This window comes from Caballeronia sp. ATUFL_M2_KS44 (assembly GCF_023630965.1).
Lineage (GTDB): Bacteria > Pseudomonadota > Gammaproteobacteria > Burkholderiales > Burkholderiaceae > Caballeronia > Caballeronia concitans.
Genome location: NZ_JALQEA010000057.1, coordinates 90,603 through 108,279, shown reverse-complemented (window position 1 = coordinate 108,279; position 17,677 = coordinate 90,603). Strand labels below are relative to the sequence as shown.

Annotated in this window: 15 protein-coding genes; 9 read left to right on the top strand and 6 right to left on the bottom strand. The window is 65.6% G+C overall.

Annotation, left to right across the window (positions count from 1 at the left end):
- Positions 1-63 precede the first annotated feature (63 nt).
- From NCR39_RS24225 to NCR39_RS24205, 5 genes are read left to right on the top strand one after another with little or no spacing between them, the layout of a single operon-like run.
- Complete coding sequence (locus NCR39_RS24225) at positions 64-1,239, top strand: ABC transporter substrate-binding protein (RefSeq protein WP_250454626.1); 1,176 nt, start codon at positions 64-66, stop codon at positions 1,237-1,239.
- Positions 1,240-1,281: 42 nt separating this feature from the next.
- A complete protein-coding gene (locus NCR39_RS24220) occupies positions 1,282-2,151 on the top strand; it encodes a branched-chain amino acid ABC transporter permease (RefSeq protein WP_250454625.1) in 870 nt (289 codons plus the stop codon).
- Positions 2,148-3,179: a branched-chain amino acid ABC transporter permease gene (locus NCR39_RS24215; protein ID WP_250454624.1), complete on the top strand. Its 1,032-nt coding sequence runs from the start codon at positions 2,148-2,150 to the stop codon at positions 3,177-3,179. The genes NCR39_RS24220 and NCR39_RS24215 overlap by 4 nt, the downstream gene beginning before the upstream one ends.
- Positions 3,176-3,961 carry an ABC transporter ATP-binding protein gene (locus NCR39_RS24210; protein ID WP_250454623.1) on the top strand — a complete coding sequence of 262 codons (786 nt, stop codon included), beginning with the start codon at positions 3,176-3,178 and terminating at the stop codon, positions 3,959-3,961. The genes NCR39_RS24215 and NCR39_RS24210 overlap by 4 nt, the downstream gene beginning before the upstream one ends.
- Positions 3,939-4,649 carry an ABC transporter ATP-binding protein gene (locus NCR39_RS24205; RefSeq protein WP_250454622.1) on the top strand — a complete coding sequence of 237 codons (711 nt, stop codon included), beginning with the start codon at positions 3,939-3,941 and terminating at the stop codon, positions 4,647-4,649. The genes NCR39_RS24210 and NCR39_RS24205 overlap by 23 nt, the downstream gene beginning before the upstream one ends.
- A 6-nt stretch (positions 4,650-4,655) precedes the next feature.
- On the opposite strand, the gene NCR39_RS24200 is transcribed toward NCR39_RS24205, so the two are convergent.
- Complete coding sequence (locus NCR39_RS24200) at positions 4,656-5,288, bottom strand: flavin reductase family protein (protein ID WP_250454621.1); 633 nt, start codon at positions 5,286-5,288, stop codon at positions 4,656-4,658.
- Between the two features lie 249 nt (positions 5,289-5,537).
- On the opposite strand from NCR39_RS24200, the gene NCR39_RS24195 reads away from it, so the two are divergent.
- On the top strand, positions 5,538-6,851 hold the full coding sequence (locus NCR39_RS24195; protein ID WP_250454620.1) for an MFS transporter: 1,314 nt from the start codon (positions 5,538-5,540) through the stop codon (positions 6,849-6,851).
- A gap of 74 nt (positions 6,852-6,925) precedes the next feature.
- Positions 6,926-8,371 (top strand): aldehyde dehydrogenase, encoded by a 1,446-nt coding sequence (gene aldA, locus NCR39_RS24190; protein ID WP_250454619.1) that lies wholly within the window; start codon positions 6,926-6,928, stop codon positions 8,369-8,371.
- A gap of 56 nt (positions 8,372-8,427) precedes the next feature.
- Here aldA and NCR39_RS24185 read toward each other — a convergent pair whose 3' ends face one another.
- From NCR39_RS24185 to NCR39_RS24175, 3 genes are read right to left on the bottom strand one after another with little or no spacing between them, the layout of a single operon-like run.
- Positions 8,428-8,841 carry a Zn-ribbon domain-containing OB-fold protein gene (locus NCR39_RS24185; protein ID WP_250454618.1) on the bottom strand — a complete coding sequence of 138 codons (414 nt, stop codon included), beginning with the start codon at positions 8,839-8,841 and terminating at the stop codon, positions 8,428-8,430.
- A gap of 3 nt (positions 8,842-8,844) precedes the next feature.
- Complete coding sequence (locus tag NCR39_RS24180) at positions 8,845-9,975, bottom strand: thiolase family protein (protein WP_250454617.1); 1,131 nt, start codon at positions 9,973-9,975, stop codon at positions 8,845-8,847.
- A 46-nt stretch (positions 9,976-10,021) separates the two neighbouring features.
- Complete coding sequence (locus NCR39_RS24175; RefSeq protein WP_250454616.1) at positions 10,022-12,652, bottom strand: CaiB/BaiF CoA transferase family protein; 2,631 nt, start codon at positions 12,650-12,652, stop codon at positions 10,022-10,024.
- A gap of 203 nt (positions 12,653-12,855) precedes the next feature.
- Between NCR39_RS24175 and NCR39_RS24170 the strand changes: the two genes are divergently transcribed.
- Entirely contained in the window at positions 12,856-13,506 is a 651-nt protein-coding gene (locus NCR39_RS24170; protein WP_250454615.1) for a GntR family transcriptional regulator, read from the top strand.
- 12 nt (positions 13,507-13,518) lie between these two features.
- On the opposite strand, the gene NCR39_RS24165 is transcribed toward NCR39_RS24170, so the two are convergent.
- On the bottom strand, positions 13,519-14,889 hold the full coding sequence (locus NCR39_RS24165) for an MFS transporter (protein ID WP_250455151.1): 1,371 nt from the start codon (positions 14,887-14,889) through the stop codon (positions 13,519-13,521).
- Positions 14,890-14,919: 30 nt separating this feature from the next.
- Positions 14,920-15,915: an SMP-30/gluconolactonase/LRE family protein gene (locus tag NCR39_RS24160; protein WP_250454614.1), complete on the bottom strand. Its 996-nt coding sequence runs from the start codon at positions 15,913-15,915 to the stop codon at positions 14,920-14,922.
- A 389-nt stretch (positions 15,916-16,304) separates the two neighbouring features.
- Here NCR39_RS24160 and NCR39_RS24155 point away from each other — a divergent pair, with 389 nt between their 5' ends.
- Positions 16,305-17,675, top strand: coding sequence for an MmgE/PrpD family protein (locus NCR39_RS24155; RefSeq protein WP_250454613.1), 1,371 nt, complete (start codon positions 16,305-16,307; stop codon positions 17,673-17,675).
- The last annotated feature ends 2 nt before the right edge of the window (positions 17,676-17,677 follow it).

The window sequence follows — 17,677 nt, the reverse complement described above, 5'->3', positions numbered from 1 at the left end:
TCGCGCAGCACCTATCTCGCAACCGTCGCAGAGGCGGTATGAAAATGACAAGGAGACAACCGTATGATCAGTAAGACGCTGAAGACCATCGCGATCCGCGGGCTGCTCGCGGCGGCCATGAGCGGCGCCGCGTGGGCCGCGCACGCGCAGGAGACGATGAAGATCGGCGTGATCGCCTCGCTTTCCGGCGGCGGCACCGCGTGGGGCCTGGGACTTCAGCGCGGCGTCCAGATCGCCATCGATCAGCTCAACGACGCGGGCGGCATCAAGCTCGCCGGCAAGACCTACAAGCTCGAACTGATCGCATACGACGATCAGTACAACGCCGCGCAGGCCAAGACGGCCGCCGACCGACTCGTCAACCGCGATCAGGTGAAGGTGATCTTCGGACCGGTCGGATCGCCAGGCGCGCTCGGCTCGCTGCCGGTCACGGAGCCCGCGAAAGTCATTCAGTTCGTCGACGGCTACGCGCCGCAGATTCTGCGCAATCAGTGGAAGGGCGCCTACGTGTTTCGCATCAACAACAGCACGCAGGAGTTCTCGGGACCGATCGTTCAATGGCTGCACAAGAACGCACCGAACGCGAAGAAGATCGGCATGATCGCGCCGAATGATGCAACCGGCCAGTCCGGCGTGCCGATCCTCACCAACGCGTACAAGCAGAACGGCTTCGAAGTATGGACCGACGCCTACGAGCGCGGCACGAAGGAATTCACGCCGCTGCTGCTTCGCATGATGGCGCAGAACGTCGATGTGTTCGATCTCAACGCCAATGCGCCGGGTGAAGCGGGGCTGCTCGTCAAGCAGGCGAGACAGGTCGGCTATAAGGGCATCATCATCCAGTCGGGCGGCGCGGGCATCGACGAGCTGATCCAGATCGCCGGGCCGCTCGCCAACGGCATGCTGAAGTACGACGTCATCGACGAATCGCTGCCGCGCGTGAAGCCGTTCGTCACCGCGTATCAGAAGAAATACAGCGGCGTGATGAACGGCCTCGCGCCCGTGTACTACAACGCGGCGAACATGCTGTTCGAAGCCATGCGCCGCGCGGACAGCACCGACACCACGCAGATCCGCGATCAGCTCGAAAAGCTCGCGAACTACGACGCGCCGATCTTCGGCAAGGTCGTGTGGACCGGCGCGAAGGACTACGGCGTCGATCATCAACTGCTGCACACGTTCGTCATCAAGGAAGTGACGAATGGCAAGGCGTCGGTGAAAGCCGTCATCACGCCGTAAGCCTGCACGGCTTTTATCGCTGACGTGTTCCAGGAGCGTTTCATGTTCACTCCCGCAGTCATCGGCCAGGTGTTCGTGGATGGCATCGGCCTCTCCAGCATCTATATCCTCATCGCGCTCGGGTTCACGCTCCTGTTCGGCATCATGCGGGTCGTGAACTTCGCGCACGGCGCGTTCGCCATGCTCGGCGGCTATGCGCTGTACTACCTGTACGGCGGCTTCGGCCTGCCGTACCTGATCGCGGCGCCCGCCTCGGCGCTGATCGTCGCGACCGGCGCGCTGGTGCTCGAACGCGTCGTGTACCGCTTCTTCTATCAGCGGATGTTCCAGAGCATGATCGGCCTGCTCGGGCTCGACATGGCGATCATGTACACGGCGGTGATCGTCTGCAACGCGGAGGAGCGCTCGGTGCCGCCGAGCACCGATGCACTGCTTCAGTTCGGCGGTCTCGTGTTTCCCGCGCAGAAGCTGATCATCGCGGGCATCGCGGCCGTCGCGCTGCTCGCGTTCTACGTGTTCACGCATTACTCGCGCTACGGCCTCGCGATGCGCGCCGCCGCGCAGGACGTCGATATCGCCGAGGCGCAGGGTGTCAACAGCACGGCGATCTATCGGCTCGCCTTCTTCATCGCGATCTTCATGGCCGCGCTCGCGGGCGGCTTCTACGCGCAGACGTATGCGCTCTCGCCGTTCGTCGGCGAGCCGCAGTTGATGATCGCGTTCATCGTCGTGATTCTGGGCGGCATGGGCAGCATTCCCGGCGTCGCGCTAGGCGGGCTGCTGCTCGGTTTCGCGAACAGCTTTCTCGGCACCTTCTATGGCAGCGCCGCGTCGATCTTCGTGTCCTTCGGCGCGGTGATCCTGCTGCTGATCTTCCGTCCGTGGGGCCTGCTTGGAGCAAAAGAAGCATGAGCAAACAGTCGATTCTTCCCGCCACGCTGGGTCAGGCGCACGCATCGCCGCCGGCGCCGCAACCGGCCGCCGGGCGGCCGGCGCGCCGCTGGCTCGCGCATCCGGCGGTGATCGCGCTGCTGGTCGCCGCGCTCGTCGCGCTGCCGCTTTTGGGGCTCGACAAGTTCGTGCTCTCGGTGGCCGTCACGACGTTCATCACGGCGATCGCGGCCGCCTCGCTGCATCTCATCGTGCGCACCGGGCACGTCTCGCTCGGTCACGCGGCCTTCATGGGCATCGGCGCATACGTGTCGGCGATAGCGACGACGAACTACGCCGTGCCGTTCCCGATCGCGATGTGTCTCGCGTTTCTCGCGCCGGCGGTGCTCGCGCTGTTCGTCGGCCCGATTCTCCTGCGGCTGACGGGCAAGTACTTCGTGCTCGTCACGCTGCTGTTCGGCGAGATCGTGCGCACCGTGTTCGTCAACTGGACGAGCGTGACGGGCGGCTCCAACGGCATCTCCGGCGTGCCCGCGCCGAGCGAATTCTTCGCGGCTCCCGTGCCGTTCTATTACCTCGCGCTCGGCTTCGCGCTCGTCATCATCGGCATTGTCGGGCGGCTTCTCGGGTCCGAAGTCGGCCGGATCATCGATTCGGTGCGCGAGGGCGAATCGCTCGCGCGATGCTCGGGCGTGCCCGTGCTCGCCACGAAGGTCGCGGTGTTCGTGCTGGCGTGCGGCATCGTCGGCATCGCGGGCGCGTTGCAGGCGCATTTCGTCCACTACATCGATCCCACTTCGTTCGCCGTCGTGCAGTCGCTCAATCTCGTCGTCATCAACGTGATCGGCGGCATGTACACGCTCATCGGGCCGCTTCTCGGCACGGTGTTCGTCGTGCTGCTGCCGGAGTTCCTGCGCGGCTATGTCGAGCTTCAGCATGTCGTGTTCGGCATCGTGCTCATTCTCGTCATGGCGTTCTTCTCGGGCGGCATCGCCGATGCGGGCGTGCTGCTCGATCGCATGGGCTTCGGACGCGGAGGCCGGCGATGAGCGCGCGCCTGTTGCAGGTCGACAAGCTGTCCCGGCATTTCGGCGGGCTCGCCGCCGTGTCGGACCTGACGTTCCACGTGAACGAGCACGAGATTCTCGGCATTATCGGGCCGAACGGCGCGGGCAAAACCACCGCGATCAATCTCGTGAGCGGCATGATTCGCCCGAGCAGCGGCCACGTCCGGCTCGACGGTGAAGACATCACCGGGCTCACGCCGCACGTGCTCGCGCGCAAGGGGCTCGTGCGCACGTTTCAGTCGACCACGGTGTATGGCAGCCGCACGGTGTATGAAAACGCCGTGCGCGGCGCGTATCTGGGCATGTATCCGGGCGCGATGGCGGCGTTCTTCAACACGCGCCGCGCGCGTGCGATGCGCGCCGAAAGCGAGCATCGCGTCGCGGAGCTGCTTCAATGGCTGAATCTGGCCGATGTCGCGCACTTGCAGGCAGGCAGCCTGCCGTACGGCTATCAGAAGACGCTCGGCATGGTCATCACGCTGGCGGCGCAGCCGCGCATCGTGATGCTCGACGAACCGGTCGCGGGCCTGAGCGCCGAAGAAGCCGATCACGTGCGCGACACCATTCTCAAGATCCGCGCGCGCGGCATCACCGTGATCGTCATCGATCACAACATCCGCTTCATGAAGGGCCTGTGCGATCGCGTGATGGCGATGAATCAGGGACACGAGCTGACGACCGGCGCGCCGCTCGACGTCCTGGCCGATCCGAAAGTCATCGAAGCGTATCTGGGGAGAGGACATGCCGCAGCTCACCGTATCTGACCTGAACGTGCGCTACGGGCGCGTGATCGGCACGCACGATGTTTCGTTCTCGGTCGAGCCGGGCGAGATCTTCGCGCTGGTCGGCAGCAACGGCGCCGGCAAGAGCAGCGCCATCAAGGCGATACTCGGCATGGCGCAGTACGCGTCCGGCTCGATCACGTTCGAAGGCGAAGACATGCGCGGGCTGAGGACGAGCGAGATCGTGCGTCGCGGTATCGCGATCTCGCCGGAAGGACGGCGCGTGTTCGGGCAACTGTCGGTCGCCGAGAACCTTCGCATGGGCGCGTTCACGCGCGCGCGCGACGAGGCCGATCAACGCATCGAGCAGATCTATGCCTATTTTCCGCGCCTGAAAGAGCGCTGGAAGCAGCCGGCGGCGAGTCTCAGCGGAGGCGAGCAGCAGATGCTCGCCATCGGCCGCGCGCTGATGTCGAAGCCGAAGCTCTTCCTGCTCGACGAACCGTCGCTCGGGCTCGCGCCCATCGTCGTCGAGCGCATCGGCGACGTGCTGGACGAGATTCGTCACAAGGAGCAACTGACCGTGATCCTCGCGGAGCAGAACGCGCACTGGGCCATGCATCTCGCCTCGCGCGCGGCGATCTTCGAACTCGGCCGCACGGTCAACACCGGTCCGACCGAGCAATTGATGCGCGACCCCGCCGTGCAGGGCGCGTATCTGGGCATCTGAAATTCGTTACGCGTTCTTCGCCTTCCACGTATCGACGGGAATCAGCGGCATCTCGAAGACATCGGCCATGCGCACATAGTGATTCGCGTGCATGCGGCCGATGAGCTGCAACGCCTGAGTGTCGATCCAGCAGCGGTTCGCGTCGAGCACGGCCTCGTCCGGGATGTGCATCGCGAGCACTTCGCCGAGCACGAGCGAACGCCGCGTGCCAAGCTCGATGATCTGCATCAGCCGGCACTCGAACGACACGCGGCTTTGCGCGATGCGCGGCGTGCGGATCAGCGTGGAAGGCGCCGGCGTGAGTCCGGCTTCGGCGAATTCGTCCACGGACGGGCCGAACTCGATCGCGGTGATATTCATCTGTTCGGCGCAGTCGGCGCTCACGAGATTGACGACGAATTCCTTCTGCAGGCGCACGTTCTCGCCGGTGTCCTTGCGGTCCGAGTCGGAACGATGATTGATCGCGAAGCCGAGCGTCGGCGGGTCTTCGGCGAAGACGTTGAAGAACGAGAAGGGCGCGGCATTGGGCTTGCCGTTCGCATCGATGGTCGATACCCACGCGATAGGGCGCGGCGTGACCGTCGATGCCAGCAGCTTGTATCGATCGACCGGCTTGTAGCGGGAAAATTCAAAGTACATGACGCTCCTTCGGCGGATGAACGGTTGTGATCGCGAAGCGGGGAAGGGACAAGGAACTCACGAGGCGCGTGACAATATAGATTATATAATGCATTCTATTATCTGCATCCTTGAACGAAGATCGGAGCATTGATGAACGTGGGACGTCGATCCCGGGATGCGCAGGCGAGAAGAAGACCGCTTTCGCGGCGACGCGGAACAGCCGTCATTCCTTCGCGCCGATGACACGCCGTTCATCAGGAGACAAGCATGCAATCTGTCGATCCCGCTTCGGCGGTCTCTTCCCGCTCTGCATCAGAATTCGGCACTTCGGTCTTCGGGCGCATCACGCGCCGTCTGCTGCCGTTGCTGTTCATCTGCTATGTCGGGTGCTATCTCGACCGCGTCAACATCGGCTTCGCGAAACTGCAGATGGCGTCCGATCTCGGCTTCAGCGACACGGTGTACGGGCTCGGCGCGGGCATGTTCTTCATCGGCTATCTGGCATTCGAAACACCGAGCAACATGATTCTGTATCGCGTGGGCGCGCGGCGATGGCTCGCGCGCATCATGGTCACGTGGGGCTTCATTTCGGCGGCGATGCTCTTCGTCAGGACGCCCGCTGCGTTCTATGCGATGCGCTTCGTGCTCGGCATCGCCGAAGCGGGATTTTTCCCGGGCGTCGTGCTGTATCTGACGCAATGGTTTCCGTCGCGGCGTCGCGCAGGCGTCGTCGCCATCTTCATGACGGGCATTCCGGTGTCCGGCGTGCTCGGGGGACCGTTGTCGGGCTGGATCATGAGCCGCATGTCGGGAACGGGCGGCCTCGCGTCGTGGCAATGGCTGTTTCTGATCGAAGCGATTCCTTCCATCGTGCTCGCGGGCGTCCTGCTGAAGACGCTTCCCGACCGCGTCGCGGACGTCGACTGGCTCGATCAGGGCGAGAAAAACTGGGTGCAGGCGCAACTCGACGCCGAACAAAACGCGAAGCCCGAGGCGTCGCTGCGCCAGATGTTCGGCGATCGACGCGTCTGGCTGTGCGTGCTCATCAACTTCTGCATCGCGACGGGGCAATACGGCGTCAGCTTCTGGCTGCCGACGCTCATCAAGCGGCTCGGCCTGCACGACAACTTCCAGATCGGCTATCTCAGCGCGATTCCCTATCTGGCCGGCGTCGTCGCGATGCTCGTGCTCTCGCGCACCGGCGACCGCCTGCGCGAACGCCGCTGGCATGTCGCGGCGCCCGCGCTCGTCGGCGCGGCCGGCTTCGTGCTGAGCACGTTCCTTCAGCACGACACCACGCTGGCGCTGGGCGCGCTGACCATCGCGACCGGCGGCGTGATGGCGACGCTGCCGCTGTTCTGGTGCTTGCCGACATCGTTTCTCAAAGGCGCGTCCGGCGCGGCGGGCATCGGCCTCATCAATTCGGTCGGCGCGCTCGCCGGTTTCGTGAGCCCGCTTCTGACCGGCCTGCTGAACGACTACACGCACGACGCGCGCTACGGCGTCACGATGCTCGCCGCGTGGCTCGTGCTCGGCGCGGCGATGGTGTTGCGTCTGCCGCGCGCGCTGGTCAATCGCTGAGGCCGCGCGCCGCGTGATCGGAAAGTGGTTTTAAACATGGCGGGCGATGGCTCGCTCATCAAAGGTGAAAACGAATGAATCCAACCAACGAGTATTCCCTGTTCATCGATGGAGACTGGGTCGCGTCGGACGGCGATGCGCGGATCGCGGTGATCAATCCCGCGACGGGCGAGAAGATCGCCTCCGTCGCCGATGCGACCGACGCCGACATCGACCGCGCGGTCGATGCGGCGGCGGCGGCCTTTCCCGCCTGGAGCCGGCGCACGGCAGTGGAGCGCGCGGACTTCCTGCTGCGCCTCAACACGCTGATTCAGCGCGACCGCGAGCGCCTCGCGCGGCTGCTGACGCAGGAGGTCGGCAAGCCGATCCGCGAGGCGCGCGGCGAGATCGACTTCGCAATCGCGCTGATTCGCTTCGCCGCCGAGAACGCGCGCCGCGTGGAAGGCGATATCGTGCCGGGAAGCCGTCCGGGCGAAAAGATTCTGATCGAGAAGCTGCCGCACGGCGTGATCGCCGGCATCTCGGCGTGGAATTTTCCGGCGGCGCTGCTCGCGCGCAAGGTCGCGCCCGCGATTGCGGCGGGCAATACGATCGTCCTCAAGCCGCATGAGCTGACGCCTATCACGTCGCTCGAAATCGCGAGGCTGGTGGCGGAAGCGGGCATTCCGGCGGGCGTGGTCAACATCGTGAGCGGCGGCATTCCGGCCGGCCAGCGCCTCGTCGCGAATCCGGCCGTGAAGCTCGTCACGATGACGGGCAGCACCGCGGCGGGCAAGAAGATCATGGCCGCCGCCGCGCCGACGCTGAAGGAGGTCCGCCTGGAACTCGGCGGCAAGGCGCCTTTCATCGTGCTCGCCGATGCGGATCTCGAAGTGGCCGCGAGCGCAGCCGTCGAAGCGCGCTTTCTCAACGCGGGCCAGGTTTGCACGTGCAACGAGCGCACCTACGTTCACGAGGCCGTCCACGATCGCTTCCTCGAACTCGTGAGCGAGAAGATGCGCGCGATCAAGGTCGGCGATCCCTTGCAGGAAGACACGTCGATGGGGCCGAAGATCAGCGCGGCCGAGCTGGAGAAGGTCGAGCGGATCGTCGAAAAGGCGCTGCAGCAGGGCGCGCGTGCGCGGATCGGCGGCGGCCGGCTGACGGGCGGCGAATACGCGCAGGGCCATTTCTACGGCCCCACGCTGCTGACGGACGTGACGCACGAGATGGACATCGTGCGCGGCGAGGTCTTCGGCCCGGTCATGTCGGTGCTGAAGGTGCGCGACTTCGACGAGGCGCTCAGGCTTGCGAACGATTCGAGCTACGGCCTTTCCGCTTATCTCTTCACGAAGGATCTGGGCGTGCTGATGCGCACCGCGACGGAGCTGAACTTCGGCGAAATCTACGTGAACCGTTCGCTCGGCGAGGCGCCGCAAGGTTTCCATCACGGCTACGGCGACAGCGGCCTGGGCGGTGAGGACGGCAAGTACGGGCTCGAAGCGTACGTCCGCACGAAGACGATCTATCTGAACGCGTGACGCAGCGTGGCGCGCGGACGCACGAAGCGCCCGCGCGATCACGCATGCCGGGCATGTCAGGCCGGCACGAAGCGCGCGAGCGAGATCTCCGGCGTCACGTCTTCGAACTCCACTTGCATCGGCATGCCCATTTTCACGTCGCCGGGAAGAAGGCCGCTGCCGAAATTGCCGACGACGATCGGACCGTCGTCGAGCTGCACGAGGCACACGTGATACGGCAACTCGGCGCGAAAGCCGTCCCAGTACGCGCGATGGAACGTCGCCCAGGAAACGAGCGTGCCGCGCCCGCTCACGACTTCCCACGTCTGCGCGTCGGACAGGCACGACGGGCAGACCGGCGACGCCGGGAAATGCCGATGGCCGCATTGCCTGCACGCCTGCACCGACAACCGGTGTTGCCGCGCGAGGTTCCAGTAGCCCTTCGAGTATTCATCGATCACGGGTAACGGCTTGCCGTAGTCTTTCATCATGCTTCACCCCTTCGTATAGATGATCGAACGCGTGCACGGCGTGGCCGCGACGTACTGCACCACTTCGCAGTCCTTCACCTGGCGCTCGCCGCATTCGCCGCGCAACTGCCGCACCGCTTCGACGTTGAGCGCCCAGCCCTGCATGTAGGAATTCGACAGATGCCCGCCGTCGGTATTCGTCGGCAGCCGGCCGTGCACGCCGAGCGCGCCGTTCTCGACGAACGCGCCCGCCTCGCCGCGCTCGCAGAAACCGAGCCCTTCGAGGCTGAAGAGAACGGTCGGCGTGAAGTTGTCGTAGCACATCAGCGCGTCGATGTCGTCGTGGCTGACGCCCGCCATTTCATAGGCCTGCGTGCCGGCTTCGCGCACTTCGTCGTACCAGAATTCGGGATCGAAATTACCGATGGCGGAGCGCTCGAACGCGTCGCGTGCGCCGACGCCCGAAATCAGCACCGGCGGCTTTCGCAGATCGTTCGCGCGCTCGCGCGTCGTGAGGATCATGCAGACGGCGCCATCGTTGATGAGGCAGTAGTCGAGCAGGCCGAGCGGCGCGACGATGCGCCGTATCGTCTCGTGATCCTCGATCGTGATCGGCTTGCGCATGACCGCGTCGGGATTCAGGATCGCGTTGTTGCGAAACGCGACGGACACCTCGCCCAGCTGCCGCGTCGTGGTGCCGTAGCGCTCCATGTGCATGCGGAACATGAGCGCGTGCGACGCGCCCGGCGAAGTCAGTCCCCACGGGTCCCAGAACGACGCGAACTCGTCGCCGCCGTAGTTCATGCGGCGCGAGCGCCCGATGTTCGTGTAGATGAGCGCGACATACTTCGCCGCGCCGGTTTCGAGCGCGAGCATCGCCTCGGCGATCGCCATGCCGGACATGCGGCCGTGGCCGGGCAGCGTCATCGTCCAGCGCGGATTGAGGCCCAAAATCTCGCCCATGCGCGCATAGAACGGCACGCGGCAGCAGAGCAGGCCGTCGATCTCGTTCTTGTCGAGTCCGCAATCGGCGATCGCGGCCTTGAATGCCTCCGCGCCGAGCGCGTAGTCGTCGACAGCGGGAAAGTCGCCATAAGGCGTGTTGCCGACGCCGACGACGGCGATCCGGTTACTCATGCCCTGCATCGGATTCATGCTTGTTCTCCGTTCGGTAGGGGAAGGTCGGTGCGATGCCATGCGTTCAGATCACGCCTTCCTCGCGCAGCGCGTCGATGTCCGACGCGGCATAGCCGAGCCACTGGCTGAGGACGTGCACGTTGTCCTCGCCGTAGCAGGGCGCGCCGCGATCGATCACGCCGCCGCTGTAGGCGGGCGTCGCGGCGAGCTTCACCGGGAATTCGATGACCGGCCAGCGGCCGATGCGCGTGCCCGTCACTTCCGTGAGCCAGCCGAGTTCGGCGAGTTGCGGATCGACATCGCAGCGATCCGCAGCCGTCTGGCACACGCCCGCGGGCACGCCCGCGCGCTGCAGGCGCTGCATGCACGCGTACGGTTCCTGGCTCGCCGTCCACGCGCCGACGAGCGCGTCGAGTTCGTCCTGATGCGCGAGGCGGCCGTCGAGCGTCGCGAAGCGTGGATCGGTCGTCAGCGCGGGCAGTTGCGCGACATCGGCGAAGGCGCGCCACTCGGCATCGTCGAAACAGGCGATGCCGATCCACGCGTCGCGTCCCGCGCACCGGTAAGCGCCGTGCGGCGCGGCGCGCTTGTACGGAGAGCGGTTGCCGTAGCGCGCGAAGACGCGGCCATTGGCCGACCAGTCGAGCACGGACGACGCCGTCTGGAAGATGCCCGATTCGCACTGCGACGAGTCGATCCATTGCCCTTCGCCGGTCCGGTCGCGGTGATAGAGCGCACCGAGCGCGGCCAGTGCGAAGCCGTATGCGCCGATCCAGTCGAGATACGAATAGCCCCAGCCGGCAGGCATCGCGGGATCGGGCAGACCGGACATCTCGGTGCTGCCCGCGAACGACGCCGCCACGGGGCCGACGGTGCGAAAGCGGCCATAGCGGCCGATCGTGCCCATGCCCGACTGCTGCACGTAGATGATGTCCGGGCGGATCGACTTCAGCACGTCGTAGCCGAGGCCGAGCCGTTGCAGCACGCCGGGCGAAAAGCCTTCGGCGACGATATCGCACTGGCGAATCAGTTCCTTCGCGATCGCGAGACCCTTCGGATGCCGAATGTTCAGCGACATGCCGCGCTTGCCCGCGTTCTTGTTGTTGAACTGTCCGCCCATGTCCGCATCGGTCACGCCGGGCAGCGGCCCGGTGGCCTTTTCGCGCGCCTCGCGTCCGCCGACGGGCGCCATCGCGGCAAGACGCGTGTCGGGGTTCGCCTTCCATTCCACCTTGATGCTCTCCGCGCCGAGCGCGTTCAGGAAGCGCGTGCCGCCCGCCGAAGCGAGGAACCACGAGAAATCGAAGATGCGCACGCCTTGCAGCGGAAACGGCTTGCCGTGCCGCGAAAGCGTCACGCCGGACGGCGACGGATCGCGCGGCCGCGCGGGCAATGTCGGCGGCTGACGGCCGGCGAGCGGCTGCGAGAGCGGCTTCAAGAGCGAGGCGTCGCCGTTGTGCTCGCCGATCAACGGCGCGCGCGTGCCGGGCTGCCACGCGGTCGCCGTGCCGAGCCATTTGCTCGTCGGATAGCGAAAGCTGCGGCCGAATTCCGGATGCTCGATATCGCGGAACGACGCCCGCGCGAGCCAGTGCTCGTCTTCGGCGTTTTCGTGCGGCTTGCGCACCGGCGCCCACAACAGGCCGGCGTCCTGGGCTTCGCGCCACGGCAACTGCGCGTAGTCGTACGACGCGACGAAACGCTGGATGACTTCGAGCATGTGGCGCGTTTCGCTGTCGACCTCGGTGGAACCCGGCGTGTTACGCGCCGTCATGTCGGTATCGGCCGAAGGCGGCTGCAGATCTTCGGCCTTGCCGAATCGTTGCAGGAAGGGCACGAGGCACGCCTTGTCGCGCGCGGATACGCCCCACGTCATGTTCCAGCGGCCGTCCGCCGTGCGGCTGATGTTCGGCACGTCGCTCGGCGCCTCGGAAGCGTGCCGCGCCGTCTGCCGATACAGCGGCGCATGCCGCATGACCCACGACATCAGATCGAGTTCGGTGTTGATCGACACGGCCTGATGGATCGCGCACGAGACGTCCTGTCCATCGCCCGTGCGCAGCCGGTGCATCAGCGCGGCGAGGATCGCGACGGCCGTCTGATCGCCCGCGATGTGATACGCGTGCCAGACCTGCGGCGCGATGGGCGGCGTGGAGTAGGTTCCGTCGGGACCGCGGTCGTAGCCGCAGTTCATCATCACGCCGCCCAATGCGAGATGGATCAGATCCGATGCGCGATAGTCCTTCCACGGACCGGTATCGCCGAAGGGCGTGATGCGGGCGTGGATCAGCGAGGGAAACCGGTCCGTGACCGCTTCGCCGAGGCCGAGGTCGCGCACGAGACGGCCGCACGTGCTGTCGAGCAGGACATCCGCGTGCGCCAGCAGTTCGAGCAATCGTGCGCGGCCCGCGGGACTCGCGGTATCGAGCGCCACGGATTTCTTGCCGCGGTTGTAGGCCCAGAAGTGAAGCGAGCGCTCCGGATCTTCGACGTCTTCATAAAACGGTCCGATGCCGCGCGTCGCATTGCCCGCTTGCGGTTCGATCTTCACGACTTCCGCGCCCAGGCCCGCCAGCAGGAGGCCGCAGTACTCGCCGGTTTCGTCGGCGACTTCGATGACCCTGAGACCGGACAGCATGCCGGGCAGCGTGGACGGGTCGGGCATGGCGGGGCCGGAAGCAGTGGAATGCGACATGGTTCTCCTTTGGCGGACCGGGTTCTATGAACGATCGATGCAAAGTATAAAATATATTTTATAAAATCGTCACGCTTTTCGGTCCGGACGGCGGCTCGTGGCGCGCCCGGCTGGCGAGCGGTGCGGGCGTGATGGCGGCGTACAATACGGCGTGTCCGGCCCGATGAAGAGGCCGAAGCGCGATAGCCCACATCAGGACAATCATGGTTTTCCTCACAAAACTCGATCACGTGGCAGAGCGCTTGCGTGAGCGAATCATCTCGGGCGAATACCCGCGCGGCCACAAGCTGAAGCAGGCGGATATCGCCGCCGAGCTGGGCGTGTCGATCACCCCGGTGCGCGAGGCGCTCAAGGCGCTCGAAATGGAAGGCTTCGTCGTCAGCGAACCGCATCGCGGTTTGTCGGTGCCCGACATCGACCCGCTGCGCGCGCAGGAAATCTACGAGCTGCGCGTCGAGCTGGAACGCCTGCTCGCATTCAAGGCAGCCGAGCGGGCGACCCGCGAGGACATCGCCGAGTTGCGCGCGATGCACAAGGAATTCGTCGCGCTGGTCAAGTCCGGCGAGCGCTACGCGATCCGCTCGGCCAACGTGCGGTTTCATTTCCGTCTATACGAGATCGCGGATTACCAGCAGACGTTGCAGTTCGTGCGCGTGCTGTGGGCCAAGTTTCCGTTCAACTTCCACGACGATCAGGCCGGCCGGTTCAAGCAGTTGCCGAACGAGCACGTCGAGATTCTGCGCAAGCTCGAACAGGGCGATGCGCAGGGCGTCGCCGATGCGATGGTCGAGCACATCGAGGCGGGCTGGCGCCGTCTGGAGAAAAACGTGACGGCGCCGCCGACCGCCGCCTGACCGCGCGGCCGGTCAGCGTCCGGCGCGCGCAGGACTCAGCGACGGCGCGGCTTCGCCGGCGAGCGGCGCGATCGCTTCTTCTTCCAGCAGCGAGCGCCCGCCCGTCTCCGGCAGCTTGAAATACAGCACCACGAAGGCGACGAGCGCGATCGCGCAGAGATAGAACGCCGGCGAGATCGCGATGCCCGTGCCCGCGACCAGCGCCGCCGCGATCAACGGGCCGGTTCCGGCGACGGGCCCCGCGCCGAGATTGAGCGCAAGCGCGCCGCTCGTCATCCGCGTGCGCGGCGGGAACAGTTCCACGACGACCACCGTGTTCATCACGTTGATGAGCGCCTGGAACGACGCGAAGATGACGAGCCCGGCGAACGCGAGCGGCAGCCTGCCCGACGAGAGCATCAGGAACACCGGCACGCCGAACGCCATGTGCCCGAAGATGCCGATGAGAAACGTCTTGCGGCGGCCGATGACGTCGGACAGCCAGCCCGCCAGCGGACAGAAGAGCCCGTAGAGCACGAGACTCGCGCCGCTCGCCATCACGGATTCGGTGCGGCCCAGATGACCGGTCACGGGCAGGTAGTTGACCATGTAGGTCACGAAGTAATAAAAGCCGAGTCCGGTGATGCTCGCGAACAGGAACGCGATGCCGATCATCCGGATGTCCTCTTTCAGCGAATCGAGAAACGGCGTTTTCGCGAGGCCCTTCGGCGCGCGCGCCTTGATTTCCTCGAACACCGGCGTGTCTTCGAGTTTCAGCCGCATGTAGAGGCCGATCAGCCCGAGCGGAACGGCAAGCACGAAGGGGATGCGCCAGCCCCAGGCGTCGAACGCGCGCGCATCGAGCATGCTGGAGATGGCGAACACGACGAGGCTGCCCGCGGCCACGCCGAACGCGGCCGTCATCGAAATCACGCTCGCCGCCACGCCCCGACGGTTCGCCGGCGCGTATTCCACGAGGAACGTGCCTGCGCCCATCCATTCGCCGCCGACCGACATGCCCTGTATGCATCGCGTGACCAGGAGCGCGGCGGTCGCCCACATGCCGATGTGCTGGTACGTCGGCAGCACGGCGAGCACGAACGTCGATCCGCTCATGACGATGATCGCGATGGCGAGCGACTCCTTGCGCCCGACGCGGTCGCCGATCATGCCGAGCACGATGCCGCCGATCGGCCGAAAGAAGAACGCGATGCCGAAAACCGCCAGCGACGCGACCAGCGCCACCGTCGTGTTGCCGGCGGGAAAGAACGCGCGGCCGATGTTCACCGCGACGAAGCCGTACACCGCGAAGTCGAACCACTCCATGAAGTTGCCGATCAGTGTCGCGACGACCGCGCGCCGCCTGCGCGTCGCGATGTCCGTTGTCGTGCCTTCGTTCGTCATGTTCAAGTTCGTCTCCGGTTAGTGTCGTGGTCAGCGCAGCGAGCGGTTCCAGTTCGTCGTCGGCGCGCCGGCGACGGGACTGTCGAAACTCAGGACGGCATCGCCGAGCAGGCAGCCGAGATAGGCGGTCTTGTTGCCGGGACCGCCGAAGACGAGGCTCGATACGCTCTTTAGCCGCGACCGGCCGGTTGTGGCCATGTCTTCGGGCGTCAGGGAATCGGCCGCATAGCGCGACGCGAGATAGCGGGCGTATTCGTCGTCGAGGTCTTCGAGCACGACCTGAGTCGATCCGTCCGGCCGGATGACGATGACGCGGTTGCTGCCGACGCACGTGACCCACACGCCGCCGAAAGCATCGAAACACAGGCCGTCCGGGAAGTCGGCGCCCTCGAACTGGCAGACGACTTCCTTCGGCCCGAGCGCCGGTCCCGGCTGCAACTCGAAGCGGCTCGTCTTCTGCGCGTAGGTTTCGTTGACATAGAGCCACTTGCCGTCCGGAGAGAACGCGATTTCGTTCGTGTAGCCGAGACCGTTCGCCAGAATGCGCGAGCCGCTCGCATCCGCCACGCCGATGAAACCGTCGGCGACGCGACGCGTCCACGCACGCGCCCGCGGGCGCATGCGCGTGCTGACGGTGAACCAGATCGCGCCGCGCTCGTCCTCCAGCACGAAGTTGGTCGGCGGCATCGGTGCGCCGTCCACGGTTTCGACGACGGGCTCGACCGTGCCGTCGCCATCGATCTGGAAGATGCCGCCCAGTTCGCTGCCCAGGTTCGCGAACAACACCTTGCCCCGTTTCGACAGCGCGATGCCGTTCGGCACATAGCGATGCGGATTGCCGTCGGCCGGCAGCACGTGGCGCGGCGATTCGCCTGCACGCCAGGTCGTGTAGCCGCCCGCGCCGTGCGCGGCGACGAGTTCGCCGCCAGAGAGTGCGAGCACGCATTCGGGACGCGTGAGACCGGCGGCGGATACGCGCAGGTCGGAGAATCCGAGCCGGAAGTCCGGATCGAGTGGATAGGACATCGAAGCGCTCCAACGTGAGTTCGACGGATGAGGGCAGGGCGCGCGAATGCGAACGACGGCTCGGCGGCGGCAAATCTGCGGAGCAATATAATTTATAATTTGCATTATTGTAAAGATGCGGTGCATTCGGTGCCATGTGAGTGCCATCTGCCGGAGAGGGCCGTCCGGCGGGCTTTACCGGCCGACGGACGCGCGCTGATGCGCCCAAATGCGGATAAACCCGCATTTGACAGTACGTATCAGTCTCAATACATTTGAAACGTTTTTTCGGCTTCGACGCCGCGTAAGCAGTCGCAGGAAGCAATTCAAACGTCGCGACGCGCTCGCGATGTAGATCGAAAATGAAACGTTTCATAAAAGCTGCGCACGATTTCGACAGGAGACACGCAATGGAAGGCCTGACCCGGCAAATCGGCCGATTCGCCGCCGAATTCGATATCGCGAACGTGCCCGACGTGTCGCTAAAGGGCGCGCAGAGCGGCATCGCGGATTGCGTCGGCGTGATGATCGCGGGCTCGAAAGAACCCGCGCCCGGCATCATCCAGAGCACGTGCATCGACGTGGAGAGCGAACGCGGCGCATCGGTCGTGCCTTCGCGCCGATGGCTCGCGCCGGCGGACGCCGCGCTCGTGAACGGCGTCTCGGCGCACGTGCTCGATTACGACGACGTCGCGCTCGCGGGACATCCGAGTTCGGTGCTCGTCCCGGCGATTCTCGCGCAAGGCTGGGCTTCGAAGCGCAGCGGCGAGGACGTGCTCGCGGCGTACATCGCGGGCTACGAAACGTGGGCGTTGCTCGACGATCTCGAACCGGGCCACTTCCACGATCTCGGCTTTCATCCGACGGCGGTGCTGGGCACCATCGCGACCACCGTCGCGTGCGCTTACCTCCAGCGGCTCACCGCCGAGCAGGCGACGCACGCGGTCGCGTTGAGCGCATCGCTGGCGTCGGGACTCGTCGGCAACTTCGGCAGCATGACCAAGTCGCTGCACGCGGGCCGCGCGGCGCAGTCGGGCGTGCTGGCCGCGACGTGGGCGAAGGCGGGCTACACGGCATCGGTCGATGCCATCGAACATCGCACCGGCTTCATGCACACGCATTCGCCGTCGCGCGTGCCGGATCTCGCCGCGCGCGAACATCGTCTCGGACACGACTGGCGCATGCCGGGCTACGGCATCAACATCAAGCGCTATCCGATCTGCTACGCGACGCATCGCGCGATCGACGCGGCGATCGGCCTGCGCGAGGCGCACGCGGTCACGGCCGACGCCGTCGCCGAAGTGCGCGTGCATACCGGCGAAACGCAGCGTCTGATGCTGCGCAACCGCGCGCCGCAGACCGGCCTCGAAGCGAAGTTCAGCATGGAATTCGCCATGGCGAGCGCGCTGCTCGCGGGACGCGTCGGCCTGCGCGAACTCACCGACGCATTCGTCGCGCGCGCGGACGTGCAGGAATTGATGACGCGCGTGCGCGTGACAACCACGAAGGAACTGGCGACGCAATGGGATCAGCCGTTCGCGCCCGTCGATGAAGTGACTTTCGTGCTGAGGGACGGCCGCGAGCTTACGGCCGATCCGGTGGCGCGTCCGAAGGGAAGCTGGCAGCGTCCGTTGACGCGGGACGAGTTGCGCGCGAAGTTCGTCGATTGCGCGCGGGACGTGCTCGGCGACGGCGCGGGTTCGCTGTTCGATCAGTTGTCGAATCTGAGGGCGCTCGGTTCCGTGCGCGAACTCGATCTCTTCAGCGCCGCGCTCGCCTGAAC